General features: G+C 63.3%; 7 protein-coding genes. 3 read left to right on the top strand and 4 right to left on the bottom strand.

Going from position 1 to position 12,683, the window contains the following annotated elements:
* Positions 1-25 precede the first annotated feature (25 nt).
* Positions 26-1,675, top strand: a complete 1,650-nt coding sequence (locus AC1VV3_RS16905) for an electron transfer flavoprotein-ubiquinone oxidoreductase (RefSeq protein ID WP_482962986.1) — start codon at positions 26-28, stop codon at positions 1,673-1,675.
* Between the two features lie 110 nt (positions 1,676-1,785).
* Here AC1VV3_RS16905 and AC1VV3_RS16900 read toward each other — a convergent pair whose 3' ends face one another.
* From AC1VV3_RS16900 to AC1VV3_RS16885, 4 genes are all read right to left on the bottom strand, one after another.
* Entirely contained in the window at positions 1,786-3,438 is a 1,653-nt protein-coding gene (locus AC1VV3_RS16900; RefSeq protein WP_482962985.1) for a glycoside hydrolase family 43 protein, read from the bottom strand.
* Positions 3,435-4,190: a FadR/GntR family transcriptional regulator gene (locus tag AC1VV3_RS16895; RefSeq protein ID WP_482962984.1), complete on the bottom strand. Its 756-nt coding sequence runs from the start codon at positions 4,188-4,190 to the stop codon at positions 3,435-3,437. Before AC1VV3_RS16895 ends, AC1VV3_RS16900 begins: the two co-directional genes overlap by 4 nt.
* A gap of 53 nt (positions 4,191-4,243) precedes the next feature.
* Complete coding sequence (locus AC1VV3_RS16890; protein ID WP_482962983.1) at positions 4,244-6,481, bottom strand: glycoside hydrolase family 2 TIM barrel-domain containing protein; 2,238 nt, start codon at positions 6,479-6,481, stop codon at positions 4,244-4,246.
* Between the two features lie 251 nt (positions 6,482-6,732).
* Positions 6,733-7,020 carry a hypothetical protein gene (locus AC1VV3_RS16885; protein WP_132265414.1) on the bottom strand — a complete coding sequence of 96 codons (288 nt, stop codon included), beginning with the start codon at positions 7,018-7,020 and terminating at the stop codon, positions 6,733-6,735.
* A 417-nt stretch (positions 7,021-7,437) separates the two neighbouring features.
* Here AC1VV3_RS16885 and AC1VV3_RS16880 point away from each other — a divergent pair, with 417 nt between their 5' ends.
* Entirely contained in the window at positions 7,438-9,867 is a 2,430-nt protein-coding gene (locus AC1VV3_RS16880; protein ID WP_132265412.1) for a TonB-dependent receptor, read from the top strand.
* Positions 9,868-9,898: 31 nt separating this feature from the next.
* Positions 9,899-12,301: a glycoside hydrolase family 3 N-terminal domain-containing protein gene (locus AC1VV3_RS16875; RefSeq protein WP_482962982.1), complete on the top strand. Its 2,403-nt coding sequence runs from the start codon at positions 9,899-9,901 to the stop codon at positions 12,299-12,301.
* The last annotated feature ends 382 nt before the right edge of the window (positions 12,302-12,683 follow it).

Below are 12,683 nucleotides of genomic sequence, written 5' to 3'. Positions count from 1 at the left end.
GACCCTTCTTCGAGATGCAAAGACCATGATTGAACGCGAAGAGATGCCGTATGACGTCGTCATCGTCGGCGGTGGGCCTACCGGCCTTGCCACGGCGATCCGGCTGAAGCAGGTCGATCCGGCGCTGTCCGTCTGCGTGCTGGAGAAGGGCTCGGAGATCGGCGCGCACATTCTGTCGGGCGCGACGATCGATCCCCGGGCGCTCGACGAACTGCTGCCCACCTGGCGCGAGGACGGCTGCCCGCTGGCGGAAACGCCGGTGACCGACAACTGGCACTGGCATCTCACGAAGAAGAAGAAGTTCGGTCTGCCGCACCTGATCATGCCGCCGTTCATGTCGAACGAGGGCAATTACACCGGCTCGCTGGGCAATCTCTGCCGCTGGCTGGCCGAACAGGCCGAGGCGCTGGAGATCGAGATCTTCCCGGGCTTCCCGGCGGCCGAGATCCTCTATGACGAGAGCGGTGCCGTGATCGGCGTGCAGACCGGCGACATGGGCGTCGACCGCGAGGGCAATCCCAAAGCCGACTTCCAGCCGGGCATGAACCTGCTGGGCAAATATACCGTGTTCTGCGAAGGCGCGCGCGGCCACCTGACCAAACGGCTCAAGGCCAGGTACGACCTCGAAGCGGATTGCCAGCCGCAGATCTACGGCATCGGCATCAAGGAACTCTGGGACATTCCGGCCGACAAGCACCTCCCCGGCCGGGTGATCCACACCCAGGGCTGGCCGATGAGCGAGACCGACAGCTGGGGCGGCGGCTTCCTCTACCACCAGGCGAACAACCAGGTGGCGCTCGGCTTCGTGACCGCGCTCGATTACAAGAATCCCTACGTCTACCCGTTCGAGGAATTCCAGCGCTGGAAGCAGCACCCGGATATCCGCGCGATCCTGGAAGGCGGCAAGCGCGTCGCCTACGGTGCGCGCGCGATCAACGAGGGCGGCTGGCAGTCGGTGCCGATGCTGGCCTTCCCGGGCGGCGTGCTGGCAGGTTGCTCGGCCGGTTTCGTCAACGTGCCGCGCATCAAGGGCACGCACACCGCGATGAAGAGCGGCATGCTGGCGGCCGAGGCGATGGCCGCGGCGATCAACGCGGGCCGCGCGCAGGACACGCTGGGCGAATATGACACGGCGGTGCGCGAAAGCTGGATCGCCAAGGAACTGAAGCTCGTCCAGAATGCCGAGCCGATGGTCGCCAAGTGGGGCGGGGAGATCGGCACGGTGCTGGCCGGCGCGGACATGTGGCTGCGCACGCTGTTCGGCTTCGGCCTTGCCAAGCCGATGAAGCATCACACCGATGCTTCCACGCTCCAGCGCGCCGATCTCTACCAGCCGATCGCCTATCCCAAGCCCGACGGCGTCATCAGCTTCGACCGCCTGACCAGCGTGTCCTACTCGTTCACAAATCACGAGGAAGACCAGCCGGTCCACCTGAAGCTCAAGGATGCAAGCATCCCGACCGCGATCAACCTACCGCTCTATGCGGGGCCGGAAGCGCGCTATTGCCCGGCCGGCGTCTACGAGTTCGTCGATCCGGACGGTGCGGGCGCCAAGCTCCAGATCAACGCGCAGAACTGCGTCCACTGCAAGACCTGCGACATCAAGGACCCCACCCAGAACATCGAATGGGTGACGCCGGAAGGCGGCGGCGGTCCGAACTATCCGAATATGTGATCGAGAGGTCTCTCGCGGAAAGGACGAAGCGTCGGAGATTCCTCCGAGGCACCCAAATCGGTGCTGGCAGTCGTGAAAGCAGCAGCTTGACCGCGACGAAGCAAGCGACATCACTGTCCGTGCATGTCTTGCCCCGCTCGGAACCAGTCGAAATCGGCGACACCGCCTTGCGCCAGAGTGTTGAACGAGAACAGTCCCGGGCGAGTGCCCTTCCACCAGCCATACCACGCGAGTTTAAGAGGTTCGCCAGCGACGGCAAAGCTTCGTCCATCGTCGAAACTGTAACGATAAGTGGCTATGCCGTTTTCGGTCACATTCGCCGCGAGCACCACGCTGCGAACCGAGCCAGGGACGTCGGCGATCGCCGTTTCCTGGCCTGCTAGGGAAAGCACGATCCTATTGGCACCTTCATCGCGCACCACGCCAAGCCAGGACGGCTGCGCGTTGAACAGCGTCAGGCCAGCCCTTTGGCCATTGGCCATTCGCCCGATCTCCAGCCGGGTCACATAGCCTGGCGCCGGTCCTTGCATGACCTGCGTAAGGGTGTTTCGCGAGGTGACGATCTGGGACGCCGGAAGCGCCGTGAGGCTAAGGAAACCGGGCCGGGCACGCAGGCTCCATGCGCTATCGTCGGGGTTGTGATTCCACTGCCACTGGATGGAGAGCCGCCGCGCCCCGAATTGATCGGAACCTTGCAGACGATCCGAACCTCCCGATTTCCGGGTATTCGGCATGGGCCAACGCGCGACGGGCAGACCGGCATCCTGTCCGGAAATCGGCGCTCCCACGATCGGCCAATCCTGCTGCCAGGTGAGCGGCTGCAAATGCACGATGCGGCCGAAGGCTCCCGTAAGGTTGAAGTGGAGGAACCAGCCGTTCCCGTCCGGTGTCTCCACCCAGCCACCCTGATGCGGTCCCTTGAGCTTCAGGTCGCCGCCGGGAAGCAGCACGTCGCGCCATTCATAAGGCCCCTCGAGGCGGCGGGACCGACCGACAGCCTGCGGCCCGGTCCCGACCCCGCCGATGGGAGCGAAGATGTAATACCAGCCATTGCGCTTGTAGAGCTTGGGGCCTTCAAGGACCGGAAGTCTCTTCTTGTCCTCGGCAATGAGCTGGCCCTCATCGAGAACGCCGGTGCCGTCGGCACGCATGCGGTGAAGAATGAGCGGCCCTGCACCGACCTTGCTGTGAATGAGCCAAGCGGTCCCGTCCTCATCCCAGAACGGGCATGGATCCTCAAAGCCGGGACCGGAAATTACCGTGGTCGGGGTGCTCCAGGGACCTTCCGGCCGGCGTGCGGTGGCCATGAAGATGCCGTCATCCGGGGTAGCCCAATAGACGAAGAAGCGGCCGCCGTGCTCCCGGATCGACGGTGCCCAGGGGCCGCCACCGTACTTCGTGCCGGCCGTGTCCCGCGGATTGGCGTCCGTGATCTTGAACGCCCCCACCAGATTGTAGGCCGGCGTGTCAGGAAGCCGAGCAAGAACGTGCGAGACGAGGGTCCAGTGCACGAGATCGTGGGAGCGAAGCACCGGCAGACCTGGCGACATGTGGAAGCTGGACGCCACCAGATAATAGGCGTCCCCGCTGCGGATCACGGCGGGGTCGGAGTAGTCGGCGTAAAGGACCGGGTTCTGGTAAGTGACGGGTAAATTTTCGGCGCCAACCTTCGCTCCGGCCGTTCCGAAGCCCATCAGCAAGCCGGCAGCCACGGCCGGCAGGAAAGCACGGACCGAAACGCGGAGAAAGGAGCGCTTAGTCACAATGCTTCCACCGCGTTTCTGGTGTCTTCGAGGGCCTGCTCGATCAAACGGTCCATGCTTTCCGAGGCGCGCCTGGAGTCCCGGGCAGCGATGGCCTCGCACACTTCGACGTGCTCGGGGATGGCATTTCGCGGCAATGTTCGCGCCTGCTGCTTGAACTGGGTCGTCCACCTGACGGCTGCTCCAACGCTGGCGGTCAGGACCATCAGCGCGCCGTTACCAGTGGCCTTCAGGATCGTCTGGTGAAAATCGCGGTCCGCGTGGCGGCCTGGTTCGCTCGCCAGAGTATGGCCGCGCATCGCGTCGATCGATCGACGCAGAGCCTGTACATCTTCGCGCGAACGCCGCTGGGCGGCAAGACCGGCGGCCGCGGGTTCGATCAGCCCGCGGAGTTCGAAGATGTCGCGGATGAACCCGAAATCGGGCTTGCCGGTAAAGGCCCATTCCAGAACATCGGGATCGAGAACATTCCAGCATTCTCGCGGAAGAACGCGCGTACCCGCCTTGGGCCTGCTTTCGATGAGACCCTTGGCCGACAATACCCGCAAGGACTCGCGATAGGCGCTGCGCGACACGTCGAGTTCCTGCGCGAAAACGACCTCCCCGTAGAGTATGGAGCCGGGTGGATAGTGGCCGGACACGATGTCCCGGCCGATCTTCTGTACGACCGATCCATTGAGCCGGCGCCCGGAACTTCTGATGTTCGCGCCGCCGGACATTGCCGCGTCAGCACTTCCTGCGATGGCATTCATGGCGTGGTTCCCTCTCCCTCACGGCGTTCCGACGTGTCCGGCGTTTGCCGGGCCTATTCGAAGGCGACCCTTGCATTGGCCGCGCGAAGCCCCGGCGAATGGGCTGTGATCCGGAGCGTTCCCTTTCCTCGGCCTCGCAGGATCGCGATAGCCCTCCCCCTGAAGGTCTTGGTGTGGCTGGCTTTCAGCGAGCCCACGGCCTGCGGATTGGCGCTGCCAAAGGCGGCCAGTTCGCCGGAGCCTTCCAGCGCAAGGGTCACCGGCCGCATGTCGTCAGGCAGAACCCGTCCCTTGGTATCCACCACCTCGATCTTGAGATAGGCGAGCGCATCGCGGCCGCGGCGCTGGGACAGCGGCTCGGCCAAAACCCGCAAGGATACTGCCTCGCCTACGGTTTCCAGGTGCGTGCGGCCAATGACCTTGCCGTTTTTCCAGGCGACGGCCTCGAGTGTGCCGGCCGCGTAGGGCACGGGCAGTTCCGCCGTCATCTTGTCGCCGGCTGCCAGCGCTTTCTCACCGACCACCTGACCGTTGAGGATCACCTGGACTTTGTCACCGTCCGTATAGACGCGCACCTTGAGGGGTTTGCCTTTGTGGTCGTCCCAGTTCCAGCTCGCCAGCTCGTCCGGCCAGCCCCAGTTGGCGGTCCAGGGGAAGGTTCCATCAGGCGCAGGCCGCTGCACCGTCATGGTGACAGGAGCCAGGCCCCATGCAACGTCGCGCGCCAGCGAAGAGGCTTTCTGGCATCCGATCAGATCGAGATCGCCGCACCAGGCGTTCACCCAGGGCCACGCCGCAAAGTAATAAGGCAGGCTGCCATTCTTCAGGAATGCGGTCGCGCCGATCCCCGCCTCGCCGATGTAGTCCATCGCCGTCCACAGGAACTCGCCGAGGAAATACGGGGCGCGGTCCATCAGCGCAGCGTAGTCGAAGACCTCACGCGCGAAGGTCTCGGATCCGTAGACGGCCCGCTCGGGGTGGCTGGAATGCTCGCGTTCAATGTCATCGAGCCGGTAGTTGTACCCCGGCACGTCGAGGAACATCGTGGAGGCGTTATCGACCTTTCCGGCAAATCCCGGACGCGCTGTATCGGCTCCGGCAATCATCTCCTGCCCCAGGACGCCATTGAGTCCTGCAGTCACCGGCCGGGTCGGATCAAGTTTTTTCACCGCATTGGCAAGCTTCCATTCCCATTCGACGCCTTCGTCGCTGGCACGGAAAGGGATTTCGTTACCGATGCTCCACATGATGACCGAGGCGCTGTTCCGGGCGGGCAGAACCATGCCCCGGATCACCTCTTCCCAGTGCTTCCGGAAATGAACCGAGAAATCCTGGGGCTCCTTGTGCTCGTGCCAGGCGTCGAAGGCCTCCTCGATCATCAGCATGCCCAGACGATCGCAGGTTTCCCGGAGGCTGCGCGAGGCAGGATTGTGCGAACTGCGGATGGCGTTGAAACCCCGCTGCTTCAGCAGGCGGATCCGCCGCTCGTCGGCATCGCGAAACGCGCAGGCGCCCAGCAGCCCGTTGTCATGATGGACGCAGCCGCCCCGCAGCTTGATGACCTCGCCGTTGATCGCCATCCCGCGTGCGGGATCGAAGGTCACGATACGGACACCGAAGGGCTGCTCCAGCCTGTCGACGACCTTGTCACCGCGGCGCAGCTCGGTTTCGAGCCGATAGAGGTTCGGATGATCGGGCGACCAAAGCCGGGGGCCCTGCACCGTGAAAGTCTGGCGTACTTCGCTTCCCGCAGCCACACGACCTTGCGCAGCAGTACGACCTTCGGCATCGATGAGGCGGGTGACGATTTCGTACCCCGTCGCATCCCCTTCGAGCGATGTCGTCAGATCGACCTCGGCCCGTCCGTCTGCGAACCGGCGAGTCCAGGCCGCAACGCCCCATCGCGCGATCCGGCACAGGTTAGGCAATACATCAAGCGTCACCTGCCGATAGATGCCCGACCCCGCGTACCAGCGGGTATTGCGCCCTTCGTTGCGAACCCGAACCGCCACGACATTGTCGCCCTTGCGGTCGAGATAGGGCGTGAGATCGATGGCGAACGGGATATAGCCATTCACGTTGCTGGAGACCGGATGGCCGTTCAGGAACACATCGCTTTCGAGATATATCCCATCGAACGTCAGTTCGATGCGCGCATCGGGAGCATAGCCGGCAACGCTGAAACGCTTGCGATACCAACCCTCACCGCCAACGGTGAAGCCGGTCGCGCCCTTGCCAACGGCGGTCTTGTCGAACGGGCCGATCTGGGCCGGCTCGGCGCCGCCCGGCACATCCTCGACACTCCAGTCATGCGGGAGGTCGACGACGCGCCATGTACTGTCATCGAGGCCGGCCTGTTCGAAACCATCCCCGCCACCGCGAAGGAATTTCCAGCCATCGTCGAACGGTATATCCCGCAGCGGCCAGCTTGCTCGCTGCGGCAAGACTGGTGGTTTTGCCGCAGCCGCGCCGACCATGGGAAAGATTGCACCGGCTCCTGCGACCATGAGCGCCTGGCGCCGATTGGTGTCAAATTCGAAGCTCACATGACCTCTCCCAGCCTGGCCAGTTCGGCATCGATCCGTGCCAGAGGCTCCCGCTGCACAACCCCGAAGACGAGCAGCGATTCGAGCGAGAAGTTGCCAAGGTGCGGCTTGATCATCTCATTGCCGATGCGCCGATCCATTCCCGGAATCTGCTTGTTGACGATCGCCCAGGCGGCCGGGTTCGACTGCAGGATAGCGATCGGCGTCTCTCGCGAACTGAGTATCCGGGGAAGCCTGCGCGGCGGATCGTAGGCCTTCGCAGGCGGATAAAGTGGCGCGTCCAAATTGGTCATCCTCTCATGGAATTGGCTTGAGACGGCAGTGCGAGCGCCGGTTCGACGAGCGGTGGCCGCAGCGCATGGCGCTGCTCAACCAGGCCTGCGCGCCATGTGCGCTGATCCATTGGTGCTCTCCTGCTTTCTCGGTCGCCGCGATCATCGCCCCCCCGATGGGCTCGGGCTTATTTTGTGCCTTGTCTAAATAGCAACGGTGTGTTGTTTTAAGTGGCAAGGACGGCATGTCAAGCCAGCTCCGGGACGGGAAGAGGACGATGGAACCATCGGATTTGCCGCAGCCATTGCGAAGATCGATCGCGCCCGGTCCGAAGCCGAGGCGGGCATCCGGAGCGAGGACCTTCGCCTTTGACCGCGGTCCTGCGTGAGCGCTTGCTGCGAGCAAGAAAACAAAAAACGGGAGGGAATATGATCAAGACAGGATGCAACCTGCTGCTGGCGTCCACCAGCTTGTTCGCCGTGGCGACGCCTGCATGGGCGCAATCGGCGCCGGCCGCCGAAAACGCCGCGGACGTCATCATCGTCCAGGCGCGCCGCCGCGACGAAGACGTTCAGGATGTCCCCGCAGTCATCGATACCGTGACGTCCGAAGAGATCGCGAAGCTCAATATCCGCGACTTCAAGGAAGTTCAGACACTCGTTCCCGGCCTGGAACTGACAACGGAATCCAACGGCGTCGGCGGCAGCGCCAAGATGCGCGGCGTCAATTTCGACGTGAATGCAAGCGGCTTCAACTCCACCGTCGAATTCTACATGAACGACGCGCCGATCGTGGCGGGCATCGTTCTCCAGCAGATGTTCGATATCGGCCAGATCGAAGTCCAGCGCGGTCCCCAGGGCACGCTGCGCGGACGCGCCTCGCCTTCAGGATCAATCACGGTCGCCAGTCGCAAGCCCGATCTCTATACCGTTGGCGGCACGGTCGACATGACGGCCAACGACATCGGCACGCAGAATATCAAGGCCGCGCTCAACCTGCCCGTCATCGAGGGCATCGCCGCCATTCGTGTCGCCGGCGTCTGGGACGAGAACGAGGACAACCGCGTCAAGCCGCTCGACACCAGCTATGGCGGCCGCGATCCCTTCGCCCGTACCCGCGCCGGACGCGTCAGCGGCCTGATCCAGCCCACCGACTGGCTGAGGTTCGAAGGCGTCTACCAGCATATGCAGCGCAATGCGGTGGGATACGATCAGGTCGCCTCCTTCAGCGAGGTCAATCCCGATGCCGCACCAAGCCCGGTCTACATCGATACGAGCGACCGGCGCACCGATCAGGTCGAGCCGCGCCGGATCAAGCAGGTCTACAACATCTACAACTGGCGTGCCGAAGCGAACCTGGCCGGCCAGACCCTGATCTATCAGGGCCAGCACTATACCCAGAACGTCCATGCCAGCACTTCGCTCGACTCCGCAGTGGTGTTCCCCGGCGATACGATATTTCAGGCGACCCACACCCGCACCAAGTCGACGTCCCATGAAGTCCGCCTGCAGAACCAGGAACGCCTGTTCGGCATGGTCGACTACGTTGTCGGCTTCTTCGACCAGAAGAACGACGCGCCGACGGATCTCCTGCGCAGCACGGCGGTTCGCCTGCCGCTCCTGTTCGGCGGCGGCCTTGCGACTGCGGTAACGACACCGATCGGCCGCTTCGGCGGCAATCACGAGCAATCGATTTTCGGTAACCTGACGCTTCACGTAACCGATTCCACCGAAGTATCCGGCGGCCTCAGGCATATCGACTACAACTCGGAAAATACGCTGGTTGTGGGCGGCAATACCGTCTCCACCGATGGGCAGGATGCCAAGAAGTGGATCTATACTGGCTCCATCAAGCAAAACATCACGCCCAATCTCATGGTCTACGCCAGCACCGGCAGTTCCTGGCGGCCGGGCATCAACGTGGTCGGCGATTTCAACATCCTGCCCTCGGCTACCGAAAAGAGCTTCACCAACCTTCCTGCCGAAACCTCGAAGTCCTATGAAGTCGGTTTCAAGAGCACGCTCATGGGCGGCCGGATGCGTTTCAACGTCACCGGTTACCATCAGAAGTTCAAGAACTACCCCTACCGCGTGTCCAACGGCGTCTACTACGTCAATACCGTGGCGGACAGGAACAGCGCCGGACAGGTTACCGGCATCCATCAGGAAGTCGGCCAGTTCAACTTTGTGGGCGCTGTCCCTGTCGAAGTGAACGGCGTGGAAGGCGATCTCTCCTTCGACATCTCCGATCGTTGGACAATGGGCCTGCTCGCCAGCTATTCGCTCGGCAAGATCAAGAACGGCACGGTTCCCTGCAACGACCTCAATGGCGACGGTGTGCCCGACAACGTCCTGTCGGCACCATCACTTGCGCAGCTTCAGGCCGCAGTCGGTTCCGAGAACCTGGCCACCTGCCAGGTGACGCAGCGTTCCGCTTTCCAGCCCCCCTTCTCGGCCACGCTCCAGAGCGAATACAGCCTTCCGATTTCCAACAGGTTTGATGGCTACCTTCGCGGTTTGGTGACCTACAACGGCAAATCCCAGAGCGATCCCACCAACATCTACGACAACGTCGGCGACTATGCCCTGGTCAATCTCTACGCGGGCATTCGCGATCCCAAGGGAATGTGGGAGGTTTCGCTCTACGCCAAGAACCTGTTCGAAGTGGAAAAGGCGCTTTCCCGCACCAGCCCGCTTTCGACCAGCTACCAGCAGCTCGGCTTCGGCGGGTTCGGACCGAACGGCCCGATCCTCACCGGGCCAACCGCCGCGACGACGACCAGCACTTACACCGGCATCACCATGACGCCGCCGCGCGAGTTCGGCCTCAATGTAAGGTTCTCGTTCGGTTCGCGCTGATTGGCGCGAACCGAACCTCCGACCTGGGCGGGTGATCCAAGATCACCCGCCCTCTTGTCGTTCACAGCCAGACGCAAAAAATCACGGGCGCGCTTCAACGCCCTATCAGGAGGATCTCGAAATGCGCCGTATTGCAGCAAAGTTCGCGGCCAGCCTGCTGCTGGGCAGCGCGCTTATTCACCCGGCTGACGCGCAAGCGGCGCCCAAGCCCTCATCCTCCCAGCTTCCGGCAAACGACGCCGCCATCGACACCCGCGTCGAGGCGCTCCTGGCAAAGATGACCGCCGAGGAGAAGGCCGGCCAGCTCAGTCAGTTCTTCTATTTTGCCCAGATTCCGGCAATGGCCAAAGGCGTGGACGATCAGATTGCCGCCGGCAAGGCTGGCTCGATCCTTTTCACGACCGATCCCAAACTGCTCAATCGCGCGCAGAAGATGGCCGTCGAGCAGACCCGCCTGAAGATCCCCCTGCTGGTGGGTTTCGATGTCATTCATGGCCTTCACACGATCTTTCCCGTGCCCCTCGCAATGGCGGCATCGTGGGATCCGAAGCTGGTCGAACGATCGCAGGCGGTAGCGGCGCAGGAGGCGCGGGCGGTAGGCATTCATTGGACTTTCGCGCCCAATGTCGATGTTGCACTCGATGCCCGCTGGGGCCGCATCGTCGAGGGCGCGGGCGAGGATCCGTATCTGGGATCGGCCATGGCCGCCGCGCAAGTCCGGGGATTCCAGGGATCGTACATCGGAGCGCCCCGTCACATCATTGCCGGGCCGAAGCATTTTGCAGGCTATGGTGCTGCCATGGGTGGGCGTGACTACGATCAGTCGGAAATCTCGGAAAACCAGCTTCACAACCTCTACCTGCCTCCATTCAAGGCCGCGATCGACGCGGGCGCGGGCAACATCATGGCCGCCTACATGGCGCTCAACGGCGTGCCCGCAGCCGGGAACCACCGGCTGCTGACCGACACACTGCGCACCGAGTGGGGCTTCAGGGGCTGGGTGGTCAGCGATGCCGGCGGGGTCGATGCCCTCAGGACACATGGCATTGCAAAGGATGGAACCGAGGCGGCCGTCAAGGCGATCTCGGTCGGCACGAACATGGAAATGGTGCCGCCGGGACAGAAGGCGCACATGCCTTCGCTCGCGGCCGCCATCACCGAGGGCAAGCTGACCACCGCTGAACTCGATGCCATGGTACGACCGGTCCTGGCCGCGAAGTTCCGCATGGGCTTGTTCGAAAACCCCTATGTCGATGAAGCACGCGCTGCCAAAGTCCTCGCCGATCCGGCCCATGCCGTCGCCGCCCGCGCGGCTGCCGAGCGGTCGGCCGTACTGCTGCGCAACGAAGGCGGCACGCTGCCGCTCGACCGCAGGAAAGTCCGGTCGCTCGCCGTGATCGGGCCGCTTGCGGATTCCCAGCGTGACATGCTCGGCCCGTGGATTTTCTCGATGAACAACCCCAGCGCCGAAAGCCTGCTGGCCGGTATCCGCGCGAAAGTCGGGCAAGGCGTCACCGTGTCTTATTCCGAAGGTGTCCGCTTTCCCGCACGCGTGAACCCCTCACCCTTCGACATGATGGACGGCAAGCGGACCAAGCCCGAACCCATCGACGAAGACGCCGAGATTGCAAAGTCGGTCGCCTTGGCTCGCCAGTCGGACGCCGCCATTCTGGTGCTCGGCGAGGCCCAGAACATGAGCGGCGAGAAGGCCTCGCGGGCGAGATTCGACTTGCCCGGACGCCAGAAGGAACTGCTCGACGCGGTGGTGGCCACCGGCAAGCCGGTGATCGTCGTCCTGATGAGCGCCCGTCCGCTCACAGTGCAGGACAGCAAGGCCGCGGCGATCCTAGACATCTGGTATCCCGGCAGCCAGGGAGCAGCTGCCGCCGCGAACCTGCTGTTCGGCGATGCCGTGCCCGGCGGCAAATTGCCGATCAGCTGGGTCCGCAGCGCCGCCCAGGCCCCTATGACTTACGCGCGCCTGCCCTCCCACGATCCGACCGATGCCGCCAAGCGCTATCAGGAAGGGAGCAACGAACCTGCCTGGCCCTTCGGCTTCGGGCTCAGCTACACCAGCTTCGCCTACTCCAATCTGAAGGTGATTACGCCCAAGGTCGCGCCCGGCAGTCCGGTGAACATCACTGTCGATGTCGCCAATAGCGGCCCGCGAAGCGGCGATGAAGTGGCGCAGCTCTACATCCATCAAAAGCACGGCACCTCATCCCGGCCGGTCCGCCAACTCAAGGGCTTCGAGCGCGTGACCCTGAAGCCGGGCGAGAAGCGGACGCTCACCTTTACGCTCAGTCCGGAAGACCTGCGCTACTGGAGCGACGCGACGCGGAGCTGGATCGAGGACAGCTCGGACTTCAAGGTCTGGGTTGGCGGCGATTCCACGGCATCGCTCGGTGGATCGTTCGAGGTGGGTGAAGGATAAGCGGCCTTGGACATGCACCGCAGTTTTCCACGATGCGCGCTCCTCGCCGCTGGCGCGCTTGGAGCGATCTGGTTTGCCTCAGTAGTGATCGCAGACGCCGCCAGCCCCGGTGACACCCTTTCATCGCTGAGCGAAAACGCGGATCCCGGAGTAGGTGAACCGCCGCATCGGTGACTGGCAGCCTGGCACCACATAAGTCGCCTGGACTGCGTTTCCGGCCTACAGCAAGACGTCGAAGGTTCGCCCTTCCGGGCTTCTGGGCTTCTGGGCTTTTGGGCTTCTGGGGCCAGTGCGTATTCTGACCGAGAGCGCCGGGGAACCGGGCAAGTAGCACAAGGACCTCTTTCTGCCCACTGGCGAGAAAGAGGTCCCCTACCCCGCT

The organism is Novosphingobium sp. BL-S-34, assembly GCF_056857015.1.
Note: the sequence above shows the minus strand (reverse complement) of the source record. Positions and strands in the feature narration are given on the sequence as shown.

Excerpts from the sequence above, each read along its gene's own strand:
- AC1VV3_RS16895 (WP_482962984.1), bottom strand. The coding sequence starts at position 4,190 with ATGAATGCCATCGCAGGAAGTGCTGACGCGGCAATGTCCGGCGGCGCG.
- AC1VV3_RS16880 (WP_132265412.1), top strand. The coding sequence starts at position 7,438 with ATGATCAAGACAGGATGCAACCTGCTGCTGGCGTCCACCAGCTTGTTC.
- AC1VV3_RS16905 (WP_482962986.1), top strand. The coding sequence starts at position 26 with ATGATTGAACGCGAAGAGATGCCGTATGACGTCGTCATCGTCGGCGGT.